18 protein-coding genes are annotated in these 22,461 nt (G+C 61.9%); 7 read left to right on the forward strand and 11 right to left on the reverse strand.

The genetic code is table 11. The features are described 5' to 3' along the window. Nucleotides 1–19 precede the first annotated feature (19 nt). The 4 genes from AB7C87_RS22105 to dgoD form a co-directional block, all read right to left on the reverse strand. Entirely contained in the window at nucleotides 20–1,384 is a 1,365-nt protein-coding gene (locus tag AB7C87_RS22105) for an extracellular solute-binding protein (RefSeq protein ID WP_369731689.1), read from the reverse strand. Between the two features lie 132 nt (nucleotides 1,385–1,516). After that, entirely contained in the window at nucleotides 1,517–2,680 is a 1,164-nt protein-coding gene (locus AB7C87_RS22110) for an ABC transporter ATP-binding protein (protein ID WP_369731690.1), read from the reverse strand. A gap of 336 nt (nucleotides 2,681–3,016) precedes the next feature. After that, a complete protein-coding gene (locus tag AB7C87_RS22115; RefSeq protein WP_369731691.1) occupies nucleotides 3,017–4,048 on the reverse strand; it encodes an NAD(P)-dependent alcohol dehydrogenase in 1,032 nt (343 codons plus the stop codon). 58 nt (nucleotides 4,049–4,106) lie between these two features. After that, nucleotides 4,107–5,264, reverse strand: coding sequence for a galactonate dehydratase (gene dgoD / locus AB7C87_RS22120; RefSeq protein ID WP_369731692.1), 1,158 nt, complete (start codon nucleotides 5,262–5,264; stop codon nucleotides 4,107–4,109). Nucleotides 5,265–5,453: 189 nt separating this feature from the next. Between dgoD and AB7C87_RS22125 the strand changes: the two genes are divergently transcribed. Next, nucleotides 5,454–6,227: an SDR family NAD(P)-dependent oxidoreductase gene (locus tag AB7C87_RS22125; RefSeq protein WP_369731693.1), complete on the forward strand. Its 774-nt coding sequence runs from the start codon at nucleotides 5,454–5,456 to the stop codon at nucleotides 6,225–6,227. Nucleotides 6,228–6,306: 79 nt separating this feature from the next. On the opposite strand, the gene AB7C87_RS22130 is transcribed toward AB7C87_RS22125, so the two are convergent. After that, a complete protein-coding gene (locus AB7C87_RS22130; RefSeq protein ID WP_369731694.1) occupies nucleotides 6,307–7,770 on the reverse strand; it encodes a rhamnulokinase in 1,464 nt (487 codons plus the stop codon). A gap of 16 nt (nucleotides 7,771–7,786) precedes the next feature. Continuing rightward, on the reverse strand, nucleotides 7,787–8,440 hold the full coding sequence (locus AB7C87_RS22135) for a class II aldolase/adducin family protein (protein WP_369731695.1): 654 nt from the start codon (nucleotides 8,438–8,440) through the stop codon (nucleotides 7,787–7,789). Between the two features lie 324 nt (nucleotides 8,441–8,764). Here AB7C87_RS22135 and AB7C87_RS22140 point away from each other — a divergent pair, with 324 nt between their 5' ends. From AB7C87_RS22140 to AB7C87_RS22155, 4 genes are all read left to right on the forward strand, one after another. Further along, nucleotides 8,765–9,811: an alcohol dehydrogenase catalytic domain-containing protein gene (locus AB7C87_RS22140; RefSeq protein ID WP_369731696.1), complete on the forward strand. Its 1,047-nt coding sequence runs from the start codon at nucleotides 8,765–8,767 to the stop codon at nucleotides 9,809–9,811. Nucleotides 9,812–10,316: 505 nt separating this feature from the next. Next, a complete protein-coding gene (locus AB7C87_RS22145; protein WP_369731697.1) occupies nucleotides 10,317–11,084 on the forward strand; it encodes an IclR family transcriptional regulator in 768 nt (255 codons plus the stop codon). A gap of 798 nt (nucleotides 11,085–11,882) precedes the next feature. After that, complete coding sequence (gene ahbB / locus AB7C87_RS22150) at nucleotides 11,883–12,923, forward strand: siroheme decarboxylase subunit beta (protein ID WP_369731698.1); 1,041 nt, start codon at nucleotides 11,883–11,885, stop codon at nucleotides 12,921–12,923. Nucleotides 12,924–12,988: 65 nt separating this feature from the next. Further along, nucleotides 12,989–13,186 (forward strand): hypothetical protein, encoded by a 198-nt coding sequence (locus tag AB7C87_RS22155; RefSeq protein ID WP_369731699.1) that lies wholly within the window; start codon nucleotides 12,989–12,991, stop codon nucleotides 13,184–13,186. Between the two features lie 51 nt (nucleotides 13,187–13,237). On the opposite strand, the gene AB7C87_RS22160 is transcribed toward AB7C87_RS22155, so the two are convergent. Continuing rightward, the gene (locus AB7C87_RS22160; protein WP_369731700.1) at nucleotides 13,238–13,945 is read right to left on the reverse strand and encodes a peptidylprolyl isomerase; all 708 of its coding nucleotides are present in this window, start codon (nucleotides 13,943–13,945) and stop codon (nucleotides 13,238–13,240) included. Between the two features lie 151 nt (nucleotides 13,946–14,096). After that, the gene (locus AB7C87_RS22165) at nucleotides 14,097–14,615 is read right to left on the reverse strand and encodes a peptidylprolyl isomerase (protein WP_369731701.1); all 519 of its coding nucleotides are present in this window, start codon (nucleotides 14,613–14,615) and stop codon (nucleotides 14,097–14,099) included. Nucleotides 14,616–14,732: 117 nt separating this feature from the next. On the opposite strand from AB7C87_RS22165, the gene AB7C87_RS22170 reads away from it, so the two are divergent. Together AB7C87_RS22170 and AB7C87_RS22175 are read left to right on the forward strand one after the other, a co-directional pair. Further along, a complete protein-coding gene (locus AB7C87_RS22170) occupies nucleotides 14,733–15,719 on the forward strand; it encodes a succinylglutamate desuccinylase/aspartoacylase family protein (RefSeq protein WP_369731702.1) in 987 nt (328 codons plus the stop codon). 494 nt (nucleotides 15,720–16,213) lie between these two features. Next, nucleotides 16,214–18,196: an archaea-specific SMC-related protein gene (locus AB7C87_RS22175; protein ID WP_369731703.1), complete on the forward strand. Its 1,983-nt coding sequence runs from the start codon at nucleotides 16,214–16,216 to the stop codon at nucleotides 18,194–18,196. 266 nt (nucleotides 18,197–18,462) lie between these two features. Here the strand turns inward: AB7C87_RS22175 and rdfA are convergent, their stop codons facing one another. The 3 genes from rdfA to AB7C87_RS22190 all read right to left on the reverse strand — a co-directional run bounded on the left by rdfA (nucleotide 18,463) and on the right by AB7C87_RS22190 (nucleotide 22,152). Then, nucleotides 18,463–19,080, reverse strand: a complete 618-nt coding sequence (gene rdfA, locus AB7C87_RS22180; protein WP_369731704.1) for a rod-determining factor RdfA — start codon at nucleotides 19,078–19,080, stop codon at nucleotides 18,463–18,465. Between the two features lie 179 nt (nucleotides 19,081–19,259). After that, complete coding sequence (locus AB7C87_RS22185; protein WP_369731705.1) at nucleotides 19,260–20,426, reverse strand: acyl-CoA dehydrogenase family protein; 1,167 nt, start codon at nucleotides 20,424–20,426, stop codon at nucleotides 19,260–19,262. Between the two features lie 961 nt (nucleotides 20,427–21,387). Next, complete coding sequence (locus tag AB7C87_RS22190; RefSeq protein ID WP_369731706.1) at nucleotides 21,388–22,152, reverse strand: IclR family transcriptional regulator; 765 nt, start codon at nucleotides 22,150–22,152, stop codon at nucleotides 21,388–21,390. Nucleotides 22,153–22,461 lie beyond the last annotated feature (309 nt).

Genomic DNA, 22,461 nt, shown 5'->3' on the forward strand with positions numbered 1-22,461 from the left:
TGCGTTCCGTCTCACGCGTTTAGTTGACGATATCCTCGGCGGTCCGGGCGGCGTCGGTCATCGCCTCCTCGACCGACTTGCCGCCGTCGATGGCGGCCTGCAACTCCGTCGAGTACTCCTCGCCCCACTCCGGATAGTTGACGTCGAACTCGTCGCCGATCGCGCCATTCAGCGAATTCATCGAGACCTCGGCGAACTCCTCGCCGACCTGCTCGCGGTAGGCGTCCGTCTCCCACGCGGATTGGCGAGTGAGGAACGACGCACCCTGCTCGCCCATCCATTCTTGGGTCTCCTGGCACGTCGCAAACAGCATGAACAGCCAGGCGGCTTCCGGGTTATCGGCCGCTCGCTGGGTCGAAATCTGCCACGTAAACGCGTTCGGTGCGAACCGACCGCCGTCGGGAACAGGCATCTCGGCGATCCCCAGGTCGTCGGCGACGACCGATTCGTCCGGATCGGTGAGGTCGGGATAGAACAGGTTCGCGTCCGTTGCGATGTGGCCTGCCTGCCCCTGTTGCATGGCCGCCAGCACGTCCGACCACTCGTAACTCGCCGCGTCCGCTGGACCGTACTCCTGTAACATATCGACGTAGAACTCGGCCGCGGCGATCGCTTCGTCGCTGTCGAGTCCGGACCGTTCGGGGTACTCCGCCCAGAGGTCGCCGCCCCACGAGCGAATGTAGGAGTTGAGAATGAAGATGTTCATGCCGAATCCGCGTTCCCCGCGTGCGACGACGCCCGGCATGTCCTCGTTTTCGGAGATCGTTTCGACGTTGTCGAGCAGTTCGTCCATCGTTTCCGGCTCCTCGAGATCGTACTCCTCGTAGAGGTCCGTTCGGTAGAACAGCGTCAGCGCCTCGACCGTAATCGGCAGTCCGGTCCACTCGTCGGCCGTCCCCGCCGCGTGACACGCGTCGACCGAGGCGTCGAAGATGTCCTCGGTTCGGTACCAGTTCTCGTCGTACAGATCGTCGTCGTCGAAGTAGTCGTCCAACGGCTGGAGCCACCCCGACTCGTAGTACTGGGTGACGACCTGATCGGTCATGAATACGTCCCAGTTTCCGCCCTCGGTCGTGAGGTCGGTATCACGCTGTGTTCGAAACTCCGATTCGGGGAGGACGTCCCAGTTGAGCGAGATTCCGGTCAACTCCTCGAACGCCCCCTCGAGTGGTTCGAAATTATCGACGAACGGGTGTTCGACGAACCCGAGCGTGAGTTCCTCACCCTCGTGTTTCCGCCAGTCGATGTCAGCGTCCGCGATCGACGATTGGTCGAACCCCTCGACTTCGACCTCCTCCTCGCTGAGGCATCCCGACACGCCGACGGCGACACCCAGGCTTCCCGTACTAACGGCTTTCATGAAGTCGCGCCTCTTGCGCTGCATAGCTGTGACAAAAGATATCAACCCATATTATTTATGCTTTTCTTCTCGAATCGTTCAAATTCTCGGTTCGAGACTGACTCGGTCGCACTCGAGGGCAGTTCGCCAGCGCCGATCGGCAGGGTGACCCACCGGTTATCCTTCGGCTGGAGACCCCTCGAGGCGCGCCGAAAGATCGAGTTCGGCGTCGTCGGTGACCTCCCGGTGATGGAGCGCGGTCCCCGTCGACCGATCGAAGAGGTACACCGTCTCCTCGGGGACGTGTGCGTACGCGGAGTCACCGACGGCGAGTGGCTGCTGGCCGTCTACCTCGGCGATGAACTCGGCGTCCATCTCGTCGGTGTGCAAGTAGACGTACTTTACGCTCCCCATCGGTTCGATCACGTCGACGGTACACTCGATGTCGTTGTCCGACTGCGGGTCGTCGACGACGGCGATATCCTCCGGTCTGACGCCGAGGGTCAACTCGGTGTGGCCGTCGGTAGCGCGTTCGATCCCGGCTGGGAGTTCGTAGGCGATTCCCTCGCCGCGAAGCGTCGCCCCGTCGGCGTCGACCGGGAAGAAGTTCATCGATGGACTGCCGATGAAGCCAGCGACGAATCTGTTCGCCGGCCTGTAGAAACACTCGAGAGGCGTGCCGACCTGCTGGATTTCACCCCCGTCCAGAATCACGAGTCGATCGCTCATCGTCATCGCCTCGGTCTGATCGTGGGTGACGTAGATCGTCGTCACGCCGAGTTGGTCCTGAAGCCGGTTAATTTCGGTTCGCATCGTCGTTCGAAGCTTGGCATCGAGATTCGAGAGCGGTTCGTCCATGAGGAAGACGTTCGGATCGCGGACGATCGCTCGACCGAGCGCGACGCGTTGTTTCTGACCGCCGGAGAGTTGCCCCGGATTGTTATCGAGCAACTCTCCGATCCCCATCATCTCCGCGGTTTCCGTGACCTTCGCGTCGATCTCCTCCGCCGAGAGGTCGGTCGACATCTTGAGTCCGAAGCTCATGTTTCCGCGGACGGTCATATTCGGGTACAGGGCGTAGCTCTGAAACGCCATCGCGATGTCGCGCCTGCGCGGTTTGTAGTCGTTGACCACCTCGCCACCGATACTGATGTCCCCGTCCGTCTGCCGTTCGAGTCCGGCGATCATCCGCAACAGCGTCGATTTACCGCTGCCCGACGGGCCGACCAACACGAGAAACTCGCCATCCCGGATCTCGAGGTCGACGTCGTTGACGGCGACGATTTCGTCGCCACCGCTTTCGAACACTTTTCGAACGGACTCCAATCTAACACCGGCCATGGTAGAGCAAGCCAGATACAGCGTAATAAACATTTACATGAGTGTTTCGGGTGGGGCCCGCAAGCGTCGTCCGACGGGCGGTGACCTGTTCGAACTCGCTCCGCGGTATCGTCGCCACTGCACGTCTCGTACACCTGATCGCCAGCGGATCGGCGATGGGCGTGTGATACGGTTTACTGTAGATCATTTCCGGTGAGACCGCGATCCGGGCGGCGGTCTCACCGGTAAATCGCTACAGTAATCCGTATGAACCGGTGCCGTTGGTACGATATTTCGAGTGACCGGACGTTGGGACCGCGCTTCGGTCACGGGCGGGACGCCCCGGCGTCCGACGGGCTACTCGGAAACCGTTATCATGCCTTTGACCACGTCGGGTTCCATCGCACGCTGAAACGCGTCCTCGATCCCCTCGAGCGACGACCGGAAATCGACGATCCCCTCGACGTCGACGGCGTCGTCCGCGAGCAGTTCGATGGCGTCGTCGTAGGTGTTCCGGTATCGAAACGAACCGCGAGCGTCGATCTCGTTGTCGATGATCTCGAGGACGTCGAGCGAAACCGTCGCTTCGGCGGCGAGTCCGACGAACACGACGGTGCCACCGCGGCGGACCGCGTCAGTCGTCGATTCGATCGAGGACCGCGCTCCGGAGGCCTCCACGACGACGTCGACGCCGAGGCCGTCGGTATACTCCAGAACGGCCTCGGCGAGATCGATCTCCGAGACGTCGACGGTCAGGTCGGCGCCACGGTCGGCGGCCAGCGCGAGTTTTTCCGGGACGACGTCGGTGACGATGACGTCGGTCGCACCCGCGGCCCTCGCAGCCTCCATCGTCACCAGACCGATCGGGCCAGCGCCGGTGATCAACACGGTATCCCCGACGCCGACGTCGCCTCGCCGACAGGCGTGGATCCCAACGGAAAGCGGCTCACAGAGCGCGCCGGCCGTCGTCGAAACGGAGTCGGGAAGTTCGTAGACGAAGTCGGCCGGCCAGGCGACGTACTCCCTGAAGGCGCCGTCGTGGGGCGGCGTTGCCATGAACGTGACGTCCTCACACAGGTGATACTCGCCGCGCTTGCAGTGTGGACACCGCCGACACGGTACGCCCGGTTCGACGGCGACCCGGCTCCCGACGATGCGCCGGTCGACGTTCGAACCGGCATCGACGACGACGCCGGCACACTCGTGACCGAGAACGAGCGGGTTTTCGACCACGTAGTCGCCGATGCGACCGTGTTCGTAGTAGTGAACGTCGGAGCCACAGATGCCGACGTCGCGAACGGCGACGAGAACGTCACGAGGGCCGGGTGACGGTTGCTCTCGTCGCTCGAGTTCGAATCGCTGCGGTTCGGCTAAGACGGCGGTGTGCATAGATCGACCGAGGCGGATGTTCTATAAAAAAGTTCGGAGAACGAAGGATAAACCCGGCCTACCACTCGGCGAGACTCCCGTCCTCGTGGTGCCAGACGGGGTTGTGCCAGTTTACCTCCCCACGAGATTGCTCGCGAACGTAGCCTTCGTCGACCGTGATTCCGAGTCCAGGCCCCTCGAGGCGTTCGACGTAGCCGTCCTCGAACTGAAACGCCGTCGGCTCTTCGATGCACTCGAGTCGACGACTCGATTCCGGCGCGTGCAATCCCAGGCTCTGTTCCTGAACGATCACGTTCTGCGTCGCAAAACCGACCTGCAGACAGGCCGCGAGCGCGATGGGGCCCAGCGGACAGTGCGGAATAACGGAGACGTCGAACGCTTCGGCGAACGTCGCAACTTTTCGGAGTTCGCTGATTCCACCGACGTTCGTGATATCCGGCTGGACGATCGAAACGGCATCGTCCACCAGGAGCGGCTTGAAATCGTAGCGTGAATACAAGCGTTCGCCGGTGGCGATCGGAACGGCGGTTCGATCGGCGATTCGCCCGAAGGAGTCGGCGTGTTCGGGGAGCAACGGTTGGTCGATAAACATCGGATCGTACGGCTCGAGTCGGTCGATGAGCTCGGCGGCCATGGGTTTCGAAACGCGCCCGTGGAAGTCCACGCCGACGAACGCGTCGTCGCCAACGGCCTCTCGAACCGCTCTGAAGCGTTCGACGGCGTGATCGACGGCTGCGGGCGTCTCGAGCGGTCTGAACTCGCCGACGAGGTTGATCTTGAACGCCTGGTATCCGTGCTCGGCGGCTTCACGGGCCGATGCGGCGATCGTCTCGGGGTCGTCGTGAACGACTCCGAGCCAGTGATAGACGAGCATCCGATCGCGGACGTGCCCGCCGAGCAGCTCGTGTATCGGCACATCGTAGTGGCGACCCTTGATGTCCCACAGGGCCTGGTCGATACCGGAGAGCGCACTCATCAGGATCGGCCCGCCCCTGAAGTAGCCACTCTGGTAGAGCTTCCGCCAGTGGTACTCGATGCGACGCGGATCGGCCCCCAGGAGATAGCCCTCGACGAGTTCGCTGACCGCCGTTCTGACCGTCTCGAGTCGCCCCTGAATGATCGGTTCACCCCAGCCGACCGTTCCGTCGCTGGTCTCCAGTTTCAGGAGCAACCACCGCGGTGGCACGGCGAACAGTTCGTAGTTGGTGATTCGCATGAGGGGATAATCGAAGAGATTCCATATAATGGTGTGGCTCCCGCCGGCCGTCGAAGCTCGGATCTCCACGGCGTGGCAGACCGTCCTACGGCACTGCGTCGTGGAGATTCGGGTGTCAGCGAGTGGATCGGGACGGATTCCATCACAATAAATATACCATCGCCGCTGAAACTCCTATAGCGTACGATCATGAGTGTACTGGAGAGCTTTTCGCTGGACGGAGAGACGGCGATCGTCACCGGCGGCGCGCAGGGACTGGGAAAACGGATGGCAAGCGGGCTCGCGGAGATGGGTGCAGACGTCGCGATCGTCGATCTGAACCTCGAAATCGCACAAGCGACGGCCGAAGAACTCCGCGGAGAGACCGAGGTGGTCGCCGTCGAAGTCGACGTGACCGACGAAGCGTCGGTCAAAGGAATGGTCGACGAAGTCACCGATCGGCTCGGACCGGTCGACGTTCTCGTCAACAACGCCGGGATCGTCGAGAACTCCCCAGCGGAGGAGACGCTACTCGATTCGTGGAAGCGCGTGCTCGCTGTCAACCTCGACGGCGTCTTCCTCTGTACGAAACACGTCGGTCGCCAGATGCTAGATCGCGGCGAGGGTCGGATCGTCAACATCGCCTCGATGTCGGCCATCGACGTCAACGTCCCCCAGAAACAAGCGAGCTACAACACGTCGAAAGCCGGCGTCTCCATGCTGACGAAATCCCTCGCCGTGGAGTGGGCCGATCGCGGCGTCAGGGTCAACGCGATCGCACCGGGCTACATGCGAACGGAACTGACCGAGGACGTCCTCGAAGAAAACCCCGACGTGGCGGACACGTGGCTCGAGAACACCCCACTGGGTCGACTAGGCCGCCCGGAGGAGCTTCAGGAACTCGTCGTCTACCTCGCGTCGGACGCGTCCTCGTATATGACCGGAACGACGGTCGTCATCGACGGCGGATACACCGCACGATAGCGACGTGCGGCGCAAAATCGACCAAATTGAACACCCGACTGACCTGGTCGTGTCGAGCGAACGGACCGAGAACGAGGCGTTAGTCGTCCGCAATCAGATTCGCCAGCCGACGTTTGGCCGACCCCCACCCGTCGTCGGTCGACGGTTCGTAGGCTCGAATCGGAAACGCGTCGGCCACGAGTCCTCGGCCGGTTTCGACGTCCGGAACGGTTCCCGCGGCGAGCGCCTGCGTCAACACGTTCCCGATCGCGGTGGCCTCGACTGGGCCCGCATCGACCCGCCGACCGGTCGCATCCGCCAGTAACTGACAGAAGAGATCGTTTCGAACGCCACCCCCGCCGAGGGCGATCCGATTCGGCGACGGGGTCACAATCGCGGACAGTTCGTCGAGGACGATCGCCGTCTTCGTCGCCAGGCTCTCGAGGAGACAGCGAACGACCTCGCCCCGGTCGGACGGAACGGGCTGGTCGGTACGGCGGCAGTACGCCCTGATCTGTGCCGGCATCGAGCCATCGATTCCGAACGAGTCGTCGTCGGGATCGACCAGCGCGGTTCGCGACGGGACGTCCCGCGCCTCCGCCAGCAGCCGATCGTAGCCGACGGGCTTTCCGGCGTCGCGCCAGGCGTTCCGACACGCCTCGAGCAGGAAGAATCCGTTGACGTTTTTCAACAGTCGAACGGTATCGTCGACCCCCAGTTCGTTCGAGACACCCGACTCGAAGGCGTCGTCGGAGAGGACAGGGTCGGATCGTTCGACGCCGACGACGAACCACGAGCCGGTGCTCAGAAACGCCGCGTCGTCGGTCAACGGAAGGCCGGCGACGGCGGACGCCGTGTCGTGACTCGCGGGGGCCACCAGATCCGGCGACGACGAGAGGGCGCTCGCAACGTCCGAACCGACCGCCCCGAGCGTCGTTCCGGGCCCCTCGAGGTCGGGCAAGACGTCGGTCGGAATAGAAAGCTCCGCCAGCAGGTCCGTAGCCCAGTCACGATCGACGGGATCGACCATCTGCGTCGTCGATGCGATCGTTACCTCTCCGGTCGGTCGACCGCCGAGACGCGCCGACAGGAGTTGGGGCATCAGTAGCAGACGGTCGGCCCGGTCCAGAAGCGACGGGTCGTTGCGCGCGATCGTGTGAAGTTGCCACAGGGTGTTCGGCGTTCGCCAGTTCGTGATGCCGGTCGCCTCGAAGAGACGCCGCTTGCCGACCGTCTCGAGCACCGTGTCTTTCGTCGCCGTCGCTTCGGGATCGCGGTACGACGTCGGGTTTCGCAGGAGCGATCCGTCGGTTACGAGCCCGAAGTCCAGCCCCCAGGTATCGATCGCGATGGTGTCGAGGCCGTTGGCGCGCTCGTCGGCGATCGCGACCCCGTCGACGATCCGTCGTTCGAGGGTTTCGACGTCCCAGACGTACCGTCCGTTCTCCTCGACCGGGAAGTTCTCGAATCGGTCGACCGCTTCGACCGCGAACGTCTCGCTCGTTACGCGGCCGAGGTAGACGGTCCCGCCGCTCGCACCGATGTCGATCGCGACGTGGTTCATGTGTACCTCGCTGAAATCATTCGACGTAGCTTTCGAGTTTTCCGCGGACGCGCTCGATTTCGTCGGCCGGGAGAATCTCCGGCTCGCCGATCGCGCGGGCCTGGTAGTGGATACGAGCGCAGAATTCGACCATCTGTGCGACCGTGTAGGCGAACTCGAGCGAGTCGGCGGCGGTCAAGACGCCGTGATTTTCCATGAGGGCGGCCCGTGAGGACTCACCGAGCGCCTCGACGACCGTCGCTCCGAGGTCTCGAGTCGCGTGGGTTTCGTACTCCGCGACCGGAACCTCCGTCCCGGCGAACGCCAGCAGGTAGTGTGAGGCCGGAATCGGCTCGGCGAGCGACGCGAACGTGGTCGCGTACGGCGAGTGCGTGTGAACGACGCCGGCGACGTCGGGTCGGTCGTCGTAGACCGCCAGGTGCATCGGTAACTCGGACGACGGGTCCCCGCTCCCGGTGACGACGGTGCCATCCAGCGTGACGACCGGAACGTCACTCGCCGACATTTGCTCGTACGGTATCCCCGACGGGCTGATCGCGATGCGATCCTCCCCGAGGCGAACGCTGAGGTTGCCGCCCGTCCCGGTCGTCAACTCGTCTTCGATCAGTCGACGTCCGTAGTCGCAGATCGACTGCCGCGCTTCCAAGAATCGTGGCTCTTCGTCTGCCATGGAGGACGTATCAGGAAAGACGTATAAATAAATAACGATCGCGACGGTCGATCACGTCTCTGGTCTGTCCATCGGACGCCCGCGAGAACGCCGGGTTCGGACGCGTCGTTCGCGATTACCGCAAACGGTAGTCGACAACAAGCTTTTAATCACGGCCCCGCGTGGTCCAGCCTGTACGACGTGTATGGATCGTGTACAGTCAGGACCAGCGATTCGACCGACTTCGACGGTCGCATCTACCGACGCCATGAAGCTCAGGCCCAACGACGTTTCCGAGCACGCGGTATCGCCAACCGAACGACAGAAGCGAGACCTTCCTTGAATATGCGCGCAGCGACACTCACCGACATCGGCAAGATAGACGTACAGAATCGAACGCGACCCACACCGAGAAACGGCGAGTTACTCGTCGAGATCGGAGCCTGTGGCGTCTGCATGACCGATTATCACATGTATCACGGTTCGTTCGAGGTCGAAACGCCGCTGGTTCTCGGCCACGAGAGCGCCGGAACGGTGATCGCGGGAGAGACGGAACAGTTGGACCTCGAAATCGGCGATCGAGTTGCGATCAACCCGACGGTCCCGTGTACCACCTGTCAGTACTGCAAGCGAGGAGAGACCCACCTCTGTGAGAACAACACGTCGATCGGCGGGGCGGCCGAAACCGTCATCGATGGTGCCTTTGCGGAGTATACTCGCGTACCCGCTACGAACGTCGAACGGATCGACGACCTCTCGTTCGAGCGAGCCACGCTCGCCGAACCCCTGGCGTGTTGTGTCCACGGGGTCGATCAGGTGGACCTCGAGCAAGGAGACAGCGTCGCGATCATCGGGGCCGGTCCGATCGGCCTCTTGCTGTTGCAAACGTTTCGTAACCGCGGTGCGGCCCCGATCGTCGTCTCCGAACTCGACGACGACCGTCGAGCGCTTGCGGCCGAACTCGGTGCGGATGCCGTCGTTGATCCCGCCGAAGGCGACACCGTGTCGGCGATTCGAAACGCCGCGGGCGGACCGGTCGACGTCGGTGTCGAAGCGATCGGCCGCGTGCCGACGATCGAGCAGGCGAACGACGTGACCGCGAAGGGCGGAACGACGCTCATCTTCGGTGTTCCCGATCGGGACGAAACGATGGAAATCAGTCCCTTCGACGTCTTCTTCGACGAGATCGGCTACCGCGGTTCGTACTCGCTGACGACCGAGGACTTCCAGCGCGCAGTGACGATGCTCGAGTGCGGTCGGATCGACGCCGACGCGGTAATTTCGGATCGGATCGGGTTAGCGGATCTCCCCGACGCATTCGACCGAATGGCGAACTCCGAGGGACTCAAGCACGTCGTCGCCCCCGGCGCGAGCGACCATAGTTGCCACTGAACGTCAGTGCAGACGTCGATCGTACGCTCATCGGTTCTCACTCGCGTCGTTCGTTTGGAACCGGCGGCCGTCGTACGATTGGCGTGCAAACAGTTCGGTTGTTGGGTAGCGTGTCCGGTCGCTCGCATATCGACCAGTAAAACTACTCGGCGATGGCGAACGGAACCGATCGTCCGATAGTCGGCAACAGCGAGTCCAACCGCACTTCAGGACGCGACTCTTTCTCATCAGCCGTGGAAGTCGCTGAACTGATGTACTCACCGTTTCGCGTAGGCGGCCGGTACGACCGATGCTGACCGTTGATTCGCGAGTGAAACCCCAAGACGTTCGACGAAATCGTTTTGCTCTACAGAACGCTGGGGCGGCGAACATCGAAACGGGCCGCGAACATCATTATCAAACATGTTGGATAGAGGGGCGAACGAACCCACGGGACGTGAGAGCAGAAATCGTTCTTCAGAGTAGAACAACCTATATGGTGGTGGGGGCTGTCCTCTCTGGTAGAATGACGGACAAGCCGCGGTATACGGTCGACGCAACGGAAACGTCGTTAGCCATCCTAACACGGCTCGTCGAATCGCCCGAACCGCTCGGCGTAACGGCGCTGGCCGACGAAGTCGGCGTGTCCAAGGGAGTCACTCACAACCACCTCGCGACGCTTCAACACCACGAATACGTGATCAATCGGAACGGAACGTACGAACCATCGCTTCGATTACTTTCGATCGGAACTCGTGTACGGGATCGACGACAGATCTACGCAACCGCCAGGGAAAAAATCGCCAACCTTGCCGCGGTGACGGGTGAAACGGCGACGCTCTTCGTTGCCGAGGACGATTCCGGCGTTCCACTCCACGTCGCGGAAACGCCAAACAGCTGGTCACCGCCGTACGTGGAAGGCGAGCGAATCCCGCTCCACGTAAACGCCCCTGGGAAGGCGATCCTCGCCGCCCTCCCCAACGATCGTGCCGACGCGATACTGACTCGAACGGAACTCGCCGCCCCGACCGACGAAACCATCACCAACCCGACAGAGCTCGCCGATCAGCTTCGTCGGATCCGCGACGACAGAGCTTCGTTCTGCAGGGAAGAACATTACGACGGGATCGTCGGCGTGGCGGCATCGATCCCGAATCCAACCGGCACGCGCCCGGCCGCTATCGGGGTTTGCGGGCCTGCAAGCCGAATGAACGGTCGCTACCTCGAGGAGGATATCACGGGACAGGTCCTCAGCACGACGAAAGCCGTTCAAGCCGAACGGGCGGGCGAGTAACGACTCGCGCCGTCCGGTTACAGCGCAGTCGGCCCGTTTCCATGGCTCGAAAAGCACCATAAATTACGGCCATACGTCTGTAAAAGACAGAAACTGAGATACCGGTTTCGGGAGTCAGCCCGAAAACCCGTCGAACCACGACCAGAACACGATGGTAGTGGTATCCCGGACAGTGTGTTCCTCCGTTCGACCGTCCCGATTTCGCCGACCAACGAAAAGCGTCGACTGAAATCGTAGACCAGCCACATGGAAATCACATATGTAACATGGGTATTTAGAAAAATAGTCGATAGACAGATACCTCATGCCGGAGACGACCGACGTCGATTGACGACGAGCAGGTGGACCCGAACGGTGAGAGAATCAACGATAACGCTACCAAAACACACACCCAGCCGAATCGGGCTCGAGACGCAGGATACTGTCGTCTCGAGTAGCGACGGAAGATCGATAGCGCGATTACGCGACCGGTGACGATCGTACACCAATATCCACCTAAAAGCCACCTACCGCCACTGTGCGGCGACATAGCGTACTAGCGAGTAGGTGGCCGGATCGTAGCCGGTTCGATTTTCCCGCCACGCTACCGAGCGGAAACGATGATCGATCCGGAACCAATTATACCAATTCTCAAATACACTATTTTACTTTATACTATCTATAGTATGTGAGAGAGTTGTTATGATTTTGAAGGGGTAGGTATCGACGGAATTGTCGACGTCAAGAAGGAGGGCGGTGGCGGGTAGCCGCGACCGCCGACCCGAAAGCGATACCTTTCGAACCTCCCTAGGCCCGCCAATGAACAGCCGCGTGGGGGAATGGCGCGAGGCGATCGACGACGTCGACGCCGCCATCGTCGACGGCTATCAGAGCGGGCTCCCAGTCGAGACGCGCCCGTTCGACCGGATCGGCGAGCAACTGGGGATCGACGGTGACGACGCGCTCGAGCGCGTGAGTCGCCTCGCCGACCTCGGCATCGTCCGACGGTTCGGCGCGGTGCTCAACCCGCCAGTGATCGGCTCCTCGACGCTCGCCGCCGTCAAAGCACCCGAGGAACGGTTCGAGGAGATTGCAACGGTCATCAACGGCTACCGGCAGGTCAACCACAACTACGCCCGCGATCACGAGTGGAACATGTGGTTCGTCGTCACGGCCGGTTCGCGCGAGACCCGCGACGAAATCCTCGCGGAGATCGAAGCGCGGACCGGTTGTCGCGTACTCGACCTACCGATGCTGACCGACTACTACATCGACCTCGAGTTCCCGGTCGTCAACGCCGATCGGTTCGCCCGCGAGTCGCTCGTGGACCGAACGGACGCATCGGCTACCCGGATCAGCGAGGAGGCAACGGGCGATCTCTCGACGTTCGATGCCGATCTCCTGCTGGCTATTCAGGACGGCTTTCCGCTCTCGGCGACGCCCTACGCCGAGATCGCCGCCGATCTCGATGCCGGCGTCGACGACGTGCTCGAGGCGATTTCCCGTCTGCAGGAAAACGGCTGTATCAAGCGCATCGGCTGTGTGATCAACCACGTCGTTACGGGATTCGACGAAAACTGCATGGTCGTCTGGGACGTCCCCGACGCCGAACTCGACGAGCGCGGCCAGCAGGCGGGCGGATTGCCGTACGTCACGCTCTGTTATCACCGCCCCCGACGGCCCGGCCTCGAGTGGCCGTACAACCTGTTTACGATGATCCACGGGCGAGACGCCGCGGCCGTCGACGCGAAAATCGACGAACTCGCCTCGGAGCACCTGCCGGTCGAACACGAACGGCTCTACTCGACGGAGACGCTGAAACAGACCGGCGCCCGCTACGACGAGATCCTGTCGTCGTGACCGCGCCCAATCGACTCGAGCGGGATGTCGACAGATTGATGTGATGAGGGAATCGACACGGCGGTATGGTCCCGCTGTTCATTCCCGGCGTTCCCGGTGGTCCAGAACTGCTCGTCATCCTCGTAATGTTACTCTTTTACATCGCGATTCCGATCATCATCATCGTCGCGATCTTCAACTTCCTCGACGGGAAACGCGGCTACGAGCAACGGATCGAGGCACTCGAACAACGCGTCGAGCAACTCGAGAACGAGCGACGGTAAGCACCGGTTCCCCGTTATCCGTATGGACGGTGTCCGACTCGCGGAAACCTCTTACTCGTGGACGGTGACTGACTCGAGCAGGACGTCGTCCGTTGGACGGTCGTTCCCGTCGGTCTCGACCGAGCCGATCTCGCGGACGACGTCCATCCCGTCGGTAACTCTCCCGAAGACGGCGTGACGGTCGTCGAGGTGTGGCGTCTCCTCGAGCGTGATGAAAAACTGCGAGCCGTTCGTATCGGGCCCGGAGTTGGCCATACTGAGGATTCCCTCGTCGTCGTGGCGAAGTTCCTCGTGGAACTCGTCGTCGAACTGGTAGCCCGGACCGCCGCGGCCGGTTCCGGTCGGGTCGCCGGTTTGGATCATGAAGCCGTCGATGACCCGGTGAAAGAGCACGTCGTCGTACAGCGGTTCGCCCTCGACATCTTCGCCCGTCTCGGGGTCGACCCAGACCTGTTCGCCGGTGGCGAGGCCGACGAAGTTGGCGACCGTCCGCGGCGCGCGCTCGCCGTAGAGTTCGACCTCGATATCGCCCTTGCTGGTGTGTACGGTCCCAGTGGTCGCGTCGACGGTCGGTTCGTCGTCCGTGTCGGCGTCCGTTTCCGGGCCGTCCTCGTCCGTGGCGTCCGCATCGGTGTCGTCGGCGCCGGCTCCGCCGGCCGCGCCACCGTCATCGGGGTCAGCGTCCGCATCGGTCTCGCCGTCGCCCGAACTCGAGCAACCGGCGACGATACTGCCAAATCCTGTGGCGGTCACCGCCATGAGGGTACGTCGGTAGATGTCGGTGGTGTGGCGGGCGGGAAAATAACGGTGCTGGTTCGGCGCCGGTGACGAGCTGGTGTCGTCCCCCACGGAGATTCCGTGAGCGCACCGGAAAACTGGTATCGCGATCCGACTCTCCCGGAGCGGCGCGCTACTCGTAGTCGACGGAGACCGACTCGAGCAGGATATCCTCTTTCGGTCGGTCGTCGCGGTCGGTCGGCGCGCCCCCGATGTCGCGAACGACGTCCATCCCGTCGGTAACTTTCCCGAAGACGGCGTGGCGGTCGTCGAGGTGAGGCGTCTCGCCGAGCGTGATGAAAAACTGCGAGCCGTTGGTGTCGGGGCCCGAGTTCGCCATACTGAGGATGCCTGCGTCGTCGTGGCGAAGTTCGTCGTGGAACTCGTCGTCGAACTGGTAGCCCGGGCCGCCGCGCCCGGTGCCGGTCGGGTCGCCGCCTTGGATCATGAAGCCGTCGATGATCCGGTGGAAGAGGACGTCGTCGTACAGCGGTTCGCCCTCGATTTCCTCGCCCGTCTCGGGGTCGGTCCAGGTCGTTCCGCCGGTGGCGAGGCCGACGAAGTTGTCGACCGTCCGCGGCGCGCGCTCGTCGTAGAGTTCGACCTCGATGTCTCCCTCGCTCGTGTGCAGGGTCGCAGTAACGTTGCCCATACCTCGGCGACGACGGGGCGCCTCAAAACGGTGGTGGTCTCGAGTCGACGAGCAGTCGACGGCATCGATGATCGTTCCGGCCGACAGTATATACCGCCGGCTGGCAAACGGACGCGTATGAACGCCGGATCGCACTCGGCCGAGTCGGTCACGCTCGCCCGAATACCCTCGGGGGTCGAACTCGCGACGACGATCCACACCTACCGCGGCGGGGCGGACGGTCCGACCGTCTACGTCCAGGCCGCCCAGCACGGCCGGGAGATCAACGGAACCGAGGCGCTCCGTCGGTTTCACGACAGACTGGCCCTCGAGTCGCTCTCGGGAACCGTCGTCGCCGTCCCGGTGGCGAACCCGTTGACGTTCGACCGCGTCACCTACACGACGCCGGAAGCCTTCGACAGCGTCAACCCCAACATGAACCGGGTCTGGCCGGGAGACGACGACGGGACCCTCCACGAGCGAATGGCCGCTCGCCTCTGGAAGGCCGCCGCCGACGCGGACGCTATCGTCGACCTCCACACCGGAAGCCCCGATATGCATCCACACGTCGTCTTCCGCCAGGGCGACGAACGCTCACGCCGGTTGGCGAAGGCGTTCGGCACCGATCTCCTGCTCTCGGAACCGGCGGACGACGACGCGCCCGAGGAGTGGCACAGACGCGGGTTCGGCGGAAAGTTCAGGGTCGCCGCGGCCGAGGAGGGCATTCCGTCGATCACGCCCGAACTCGCCTACAACAAGCAGATCGTCGAAGAAGCCGTCGAAGCGGGCGTCGAGGGCCTGCTGAACGTCCTGCGGTCGCTCGAGATGCTCCCCGGAGAGACGACGGAGCGAAACCAGACGGTCGCACGGAACCACCTCGGCAAGATCAGTGCGGACGAATCCGGGCTGTTTCGCCCGGAGCCATCGCTTTCGGTCGGAACGACGGTTGACGAGGGGGACCGCGTCGGAACCGTTTACGATCCGGCCAGCTACGAGCCACTTCAGGACGTCATCGTCAGCCACGATGGAATCCTCTATGCGCTGACTCGCGAGGCGACGGTGACGGCGGGAGATCAACTCGCAAGCGTCGCAGTGGTTCGAGAAGAGCTCGCTCGTAACGACTGATACGAACGCTGTAACTGTTTGCCGGTGCAATCGTAACCCGGACGAAACGGTCCGTACGCTGGTCGCACGATCGACGATTCACACTCTCTTTTTTCGCACGTGGTGGGTCGTAATCGTCGCCGCGGCGATGGCAGCAATCGATCCGTTTTCGAGGAGGAAAGTGATAGATGTTTAACGGTAATAAATACCGCCCATCAATAGTAAGATATGAAATTGTTTTTGGATATACTCGGTTTAGATATATGTGTAATATATTTGGATTGGATAGTCAGACCGGATATTCACCATATCTATCCGCATATGGCTCCGTAATCTGTTCACCAACGAACCTCTTCCAGAGGATTCGGCGGGAAGTGACAAATGTATTTTCTACTAAAATAAAATATTATTAAATGCAATTACTTTTCGGCGACCATCAGTCGTTATTATTTGCTGTCGCGATCCGGACGTCCAGCACCAAAGGTTTATCACTCGGCTGGGAAGTTATTTGAATGATGGCTACGCAGCAACCTGTTGCCCGAGAGGTACAATTACGGGCCGAAAATATCGGTGGTATCGACGAAACCACGGTCGAACTCGAGTCAGGAGTGACCGTCCTCGCAGGACGGAACGCAACCAACCGAACGTCGCTTCTACAGGCGTTCATGGCCGCTCTCGGCGGCGAATCCGCCTCGCTGAAGGCTGACGCCGACGAGGGGTTCGCCGAACTCGAGATCGGCGACGACACCTACCGTCGGACGCTACAGCGAAGCGGCGAAGCGGTCATCATGGGCGGCGAACCGTATCTCGACGATCCCGAACTCGCCGACCTCTTTGCCTTTTTGCTCGAGTCGAACCCGGCCAGGCGGGCGGTGACGACGGGCGACGACCTCCGCGAGATTATCCTTCGGCCGGTCGACACCGACGAGATCGAATCCGAAATTACGCGACTCACCGCCGAGAAAGAGCAGATTTCGGACGAACTCGATCGCCTCGAGGCGCTCAAAAACGAGCTTCCTGCGCTCGAACAGCAACGAACCGACGTTCAGGGCCAGATCGAGGAGAAGCAAACGGAGCTCGAGCGCGTCAAGGAGGCGATCGAGGAGGCCGAAGACGACGCCGAAACCCGTCGCGACGACCAGAACGAACTCGAGGAGAAGCTGAGCGAGCTCCGGGAACGCCGATCGGGCCTGGAGGACGTTCGGTTCGATCTCGATACCGAACGCGAGAGCCTTGCCGCGCTCCGAGAGGAACGCGAGGACTTACAGGAGGAAGCGGACGACCTCCCGGCGGACGGCTCGCTGAATCGAGACGACATCGACGCGGAGATCGATCGCCTCCAGCGTCAGTCACAGTCGATCGACGGCGTCGTCAGCCAGCTTCAGAGTATCGTCCAGTTCAACGAGGAGATGTTGGAGGGCTCTCACCCCGAAATTCGAGAGCTCCTCGCCGACGGCGACGCCGCCGGGGATGGAACGGTTACGGACCAGTTGATCGAGGGAGACGAGGCGGTCCGCTGTTGGACCTGCGGGAGCGAAGTCCAGCGAAGCGAGATCGAGGATACGATCGATCGACTCCGCTCGCTCCAGGAGACGAAGCTGAGCGAGCGCGACGATCTCGAAGAACAGATCAAGTCGCTTCGAACCGAACGGCGTGAGATCGATCAGACGCGCACCCGGCGTGAACGCGTTAAAAACCGGCTAACTGACGTCGATAACGAGATCGAACGCCGCGAGACTCGTCTCGAGGACCTCACCGAACGCCAGGAAGAACTCGAGGCGGAGATCGAGGAGCTCGAGGCCGAAGCGGCCGAACTCGAGGACGAAGCGGACGACGAAAGCGACGACGGAGACGACGAGAACGGACTCCTCGAACTCAACCGCCGTGCGAACGAACTCGAGTTCTCGCTCGGTCGGCTCGAACGCGAACTCGAGACGACGTCCGAGGATATCGACGAGATCGAGTCCGCCCTCGACGAGGAAGAACGGCTCACGAGCCGTCGCGAGGAGATTCGCGACGAACTCGAGGAGCTTCGAACCCGGATCGACCGGATCGAACGCCAGGCCGTCGAATCGTTCAACGAGCACATGGACGCCGTCCTCGAGGTGCTCGAGTACGACAACATCGACCGAATCTGGATCGAACGGGTCGGCGAGACGGTCCGGGAGGGCCGGCGCAAGGTCGAACAGACGAAGTTCGACCTCCACATCGTCCGGAGCACCGAAGACGGACGGACCTACGAGGACACGATCGACCACCTGAGCGAGAGTGAACGCGAGGTCACCGGATTGATCTTCGCACTCGCCGGCTACCTGGTCCACGAGGTGTACGACGTCGTTCCGTTCATGCTCTTGGACTCGCTCGAGGCGCTCGACTCGAACCGAATCGCGGACCTCGTCGAATACTTCGAGGAGTACACCGACTTCCTCGTCGTCGCACTCCTGCCGGAAGACGCCGAAGCGATCGACGAGGGCCACGAACGGATCGCCGAGATCTAGCGACCAGCGAACAGCTACCGAACCCCTAACACCGGTACTATTGTTATACATTTTTCGCCGCTCCCGAACACTGCCGATCGCGTGCGTCCTGGCGGACCGACCGTTCTCTCGAATCGTCTCTTCGTCCGGTACTCGACTATTGGCGTTCTCAACGCGACTACAGCTCTGGTCGAGTGCCACCGCGTCGTTCGACGCCGATCGCATAGGTCGAATACCGAGCGATTTCACGTGAAACGGCTCGGATCCGAACGCGAGAACGCCGGGTGCTACGACTCGAAGCAGTCACACGCACCGGACTCGAGGAGACTCGTGATCTCGTACTGTTTTCCACACTCCTCACAGAGGACCTGAACGTCGACCAGAACGCGGTGTGAGCCGATCCGGAGCCGGTCCGTCTCCTGGAGGCGAGCCAGTTTCCCCTCGGAGACGGTGACGGTTCGTCGTCGGAGACCTTCGATCGTCTGGGCCGTCCGATCCCGGCTCGGGTCGTTCTGTGCCGACGGCGGCGCTACCCCTCGGTAATTGACGAGATAGGACCTGATCGCACCGTAGGAGACGAACTCCTCCCTGAGCGTCGAGACGTCGACGCCCTTTCGCTCGAGTTGTCGTTCGACCTGCGTTCGTTCGCCGCGACTCCCACGTTCGCCCGCGAGCAACGCGTACAGGTTGCCGACGTCCTCGGTGATCGTGTCGATCCCCTCCCGTGCTAACGCCGCACGAAGCAGTCGTTCGTTGAACGACTCCGCGAGGCCGCGAAGGCCGGTCCGATCCTCCGGGGCCGTCCACTGGGCCGCCAGGTCGTCGCCAACCCCCTCGAGATCGTACTTCTCGATGAGACGGGCGACCTTCGGTTTCGGCCCCGGGCCGGCGTTCCGTTCGTCCATCGTCCGGACCGACCGGGGGGAAGGCTAAAAGCGGTTCGGTGTGGTCGTTTCGGCCGTGGATCGGGACGCGGTGGAGGACGTATAGGAGCCACTGTACGTCTCGTACACCTGATCGCCGGACGGATCGGCGATCAGTGTGTGAATCGTTACAGTCGTCACGATAGACCGGCGGCGGTTGGTCACGCCGTGTAAGCGGGAATGCCGGTGAGGTCCTCGCCGAGGATCAGCGTGTGGATGTCGTGGGTTCCCTCGTAGGTGTAGACCGTCTCCATGTTCGCCATGTGACGCATCGGCGAGTAATCAGTCGTAATCCCGTTGCCCCCGAGTATCTCCCGAGCGACTCGCGCTCCGTCGCGGGCCATTCGAACGTTGTTGCGTTTAGCCATCGAGACGTGTTGGGGCCGGAGGTCGCCGCGTTCTTTGAGGTCGGCCAGGCGAAAGGCGAGCAACTGCCCGAGCGTGATTTGGGTCGCGAGTTCGGCGAGTTTCTCCTGTTGAAGCTGGAAGCGCGCGATCGGTCCGCCGAACTGCTCGCGCTCGAGTGCGTACGAGCGGGCCTCCTCGAAGCAGTCTCTGGCCGCCCCGACCGCGCCCCACGCGATGCCGTATCGGGCCTGCGTGAGACACGACAGCGGCCCCTTCATCCCGGAAACGTCAGGGAGAACGCTCTTCTCCGGAACGAAAACGTCGTTCAATCCGATCTCACCCGTACTCGAGGCACGAAGCGAGAGCTTTCCGTCGATTTCGTTGGTCGAGACGCCGTCGCGGTCGGTTTCCACGAGAAACCCTCGGACCGGTTCGGTTTCGCTCGAGCGGTCGCGCGCCCAAACGACCGCGACGTCGGCGATCGGCGCGTTCGTGATCCACGTCTTCGAGCCGTTGATACGGTAACCGTCACCGTCGCGCTCGGCCGCCGTCTCCATCGCCGAGGGGTTCGAGCCGTGTTCCGGTTCGGTGAGTCCGAAACAGCCCACCGCCTCGCCCTCGCCGAGGGCCGGAAGCCACCGTTCTTTCTGTTCGTCGCTCCCGAAAGCGTCGATTGGGTACATCACGAGGGCCCCCTGTACCGACGCCATCGACCGCAATCCCGAGTCACAGGCCTCGAGTTCCTGCATCAACAATCCGTACGCCGTCTCCGAAACGTTCGGAGAGCCGTACCCCTCGAGGTTCGGCGCGAAAAAGCCGAGTTCCCCCATCTCCGAAATCAGGTGAGTCGGTGCCGTTCCGTCCTCGAAGTGATCGCCGATCTCGGGCGCGACGCGATCGGTGACGAACTCCCGGGCCGTATCGCGGATCATCCGCTCTTCACGATCGAGGTCCGCTTCGAGACTGAGGAAATCGAGCATACCGTTTGCTCCACGTTCGACCGCATAGAAGTTCGGGTCGAACCCGTCGGCGACGACGGTCGGGGTTCCGGCATAAACGCCCGCGGGGGAGAAACGGCCGGCTCAAGTGTCGGTTAGTCGGATACTCGAGAACGGGAATCAACTCGGGCGATACCGCGTCATTACGGACCAGTACACGCGGGGGGAATCCGGTTCTGCGCGAAAGACGAGCGGGGGCACGAACTGTACGGTCAGTCTATGAATTGGTGGAGTCGATGGTAACGAGCGGCGAACGGTACGTTCTCGCTACCGCGTCGATAGTGGTCGCCGAACCGATTGACTCACTGTCCATACCCGGGCCACCAACGCCGCTCGTTCCGGCTGCTGATTCGCGAGCGCGCGTGAATGGGAAAACGACTCCGATAGTCACACCCGGTGGCTCGTCGGTCCGAACGCGCACGTGGTCGAACGACCTTTCGGACGGTTGGTTCGGATTCGATTGGTACAATACCCGGAAGTAAAATATTTTATAACAGTATTAATTTCAGATTGTTATGGCGAGATTTTCGATCACCACGCACTCGGTGAAAGTAAACTGAACTATACACTCACCATATTTTGAGTGCGATGTGGTTAAAACCGAGGATTAAACTCGAATTTGTGATGACAAGCACACGTTTTCGAGCGCTCGATCGGAACGCAAGTCGTCAGGCTAAGCTCGGGCCGAATAATTACTACCACAGTAACAAATCCTATTCTGGTCAGTTTTCGAACCGTCTCGACCGAACGAACCCAGACGCCATGATGGACGGCGTCGCTAAACCGGTCGTGGGTTCGCACGTCGGCACGCAACCGACTCACTCACCGGAAACGTCGCGACGGATTTCCGGTGGCAAGCGTCTCGATTTACGGCCATACGTGTGTAATCTATCCGGCGAAACGCGGCAGGCGAACCAAAACCGTCCGGCATGGCCGAACGGATCTACGAGTGAGCCATGTTAACTTCGATTACGTTTGCTGTACTCAGGACGGTCTTGGGCATCGACTTCGTAAAGGTCTCTTCGTCCATTCGACTCGTCGGACCCGAAACGCTGACGGCGCCGAGAACCGTGCCGTTCGACCCTCGAATCGGTGCCGCGACACAGCGCATCCCCTCGACGCGTTCCTCGTCGTCCGTCGCGTATCGTCGTTCACGGACCGTCTCGAGTTGCTCGAACAGGGCCTCTCGATCCGTCACGGTTCGATCGGTCTCCTCCGGCATTCCGTGGCGATCGAGGATGTCGTGGACGCGGTTCTCGGGATAATGTGCGAGGATCGTCTTTCCGAGCGCCGTCGTCTGGAGGTGGACGCGCATACCTGCGTGCGTATCGAGTTGAACGGCGTCCGCCCCCTTTGCCTTGTAGAGGAAGATCCCCCTCCCGTGTTCTTCGATCATGAGATTGGCGTGTTCACCCGTTCGCTCGGCCAGTTTCTCGATCTCCGGCTGAGCGAGTCTGTACAACCGCATCTGGCGGCGCGCGTACCCACCCAGTTCGAGAAACCGAGCGCCGACACGGTACTGTTCGCCGTCGTTGACCAGATATTCCGCGCTCTCGAGCGTCCGAAGGTGGTCGTGAACCGTGCTCTTGGGCATCTCGAGGTACGACGCCAGCTCGGAGACCCCAGCACCGTTCAGTTCGCGAAGCGCCTCGATGACCTCGAACGTCGTCGCGGCCGCCTGCACCGGTTTCGAGTCGCGCTGTCCCATTGTAGACCCGGCTTCGTACCGGACGGTCTTAACCTTGTCCGGTCGTGCCGGACGGTCGGAGAGACGACCGATTCGATCGTCGTATCGGTCGCTATCGCCTCGAAATACCCGTTTTCGAGGAGGACAGACACACCACCACCGTCCGAGCGATCCGCTAGAACTCGTCCGGAGACACCGGACGAGCGATTCACGCGGATCTGCGGCGTCGCTCTCGAGTCGGAGCCGACGAAAACGAAGGTCGTTCGTCGAATCGGAGACTCCCGTGTGCAAGCGGGAGTGTCGGAGCCAACCGGAGATTCCGAGACGGAA

The sequence above is a fragment of the Natrarchaeobius versutus genome (genome assembly GCF_041205745.1).
GTDB lineage: Archaea > Halobacteriota > Halobacteria > Halobacteriales > Natrialbaceae > Natrarchaeobius > Natrarchaeobius versutus.

What these genes read in the sequence shown, in the direction of transcription:
- AB7C87_RS22105 (WP_369731689.1), bottom strand. Translation starts at nt 1,384, where the DNA reads ATGCAGCGCAAGAGGCGCGACTTCATGAAAGCCGTTAGTACGGGAAGC.
- AB7C87_RS22110 (WP_369731690.1), bottom strand. Translation starts at nt 2,680, where the DNA reads ATGGCCGGTGTTAGATTGGAGTCCGTTCGAAAAGTGTTCGAAAGCGGT.
- AB7C87_RS22115 (WP_369731691.1), bottom strand. Translation starts at nt 4,048, where the DNA reads ATGCACACCGCCGTCTTAGCCGAACCGCAGCGATTCGAACTCGAGCGA.
- dgoD (WP_369731692.1), bottom strand. Translation starts at nt 5,264, where the DNA reads ATGCGAATCACCAACTACGAACTGTTCGCCGTGCCACCGCGGTGGTTG.
- AB7C87_RS22125 (WP_369731693.1), top strand. Translation starts at nt 5,454, where the DNA reads ATGAGTGTACTGGAGAGCTTTTCGCTGGACGGAGAGACGGCGATCGTC.
- AB7C87_RS22130 (WP_369731694.1), bottom strand. Translation starts at nt 7,770, where the DNA reads ATGAACCACGTCGCGATCGACATCGGTGCGAGCGGCGGGACCGTCTAC.
- AB7C87_RS22135 (WP_369731695.1), bottom strand. Translation starts at nt 8,440, where the DNA reads ATGGCAGACGAAGAGCCACGATTCTTGGAAGCGCGGCAGTCGATCTGC.
- AB7C87_RS22140 (WP_369731696.1), top strand. Translation starts at nt 8,765, where the DNA reads ATGCGCGCAGCGACACTCACCGACATCGGCAAGATAGACGTACAGAAT.
- AB7C87_RS22145 (WP_369731697.1), top strand. Translation starts at nt 10,317, where the DNA reads ATGACGGACAAGCCGCGGTATACGGTCGACGCAACGGAAACGTCGTTA.
- ahbB (WP_369731698.1), top strand. Translation starts at nt 11,883, where the DNA reads ATGAACAGCCGCGTGGGGGAATGGCGCGAGGCGATCGACGACGTCGAC.
- AB7C87_RS22155 (WP_369731699.1), top strand. Translation starts at nt 12,989, where the DNA reads ATGGTCCCGCTGTTCATTCCCGGCGTTCCCGGTGGTCCAGAACTGCTC.
- AB7C87_RS22160 (WP_369731700.1), bottom strand. Translation starts at nt 13,945, where the DNA reads ATGGCGGTGACCGCCACAGGATTTGGCAGTATCGTCGCCGGTTGCTCG.
- AB7C87_RS22165 (WP_369731701.1), bottom strand. Translation starts at nt 14,615, where the DNA reads ATGGGCAACGTTACTGCGACCCTGCACACGAGCGAGGGAGACATCGAG.
- AB7C87_RS22170 (WP_369731702.1), top strand. Translation starts at nt 14,733, where the DNA reads ATGAACGCCGGATCGCACTCGGCCGAGTCGGTCACGCTCGCCCGAATA.
- AB7C87_RS22175 (WP_369731703.1), top strand. Translation starts at nt 16,214, where the DNA reads ATGGCTACGCAGCAACCTGTTGCCCGAGAGGTACAATTACGGGCCGAA.
- rdfA (WP_369731704.1), bottom strand. Translation starts at nt 19,080, where the DNA reads ATGGACGAACGGAACGCCGGCCCGGGGCCGAAACCGAAGGTCGCCCGT.
- AB7C87_RS22185 (WP_369731705.1), bottom strand. Translation starts at nt 20,426, where the DNA reads ATGCTCGATTTCCTCAGTCTCGAAGCGGACCTCGATCGTGAAGAGCGG.
- AB7C87_RS22190 (WP_369731706.1), bottom strand. Translation starts at nt 22,152, where the DNA reads ATGGGACAGCGCGACTCGAAACCGGTGCAGGCGGCCGCGACGACGTTC.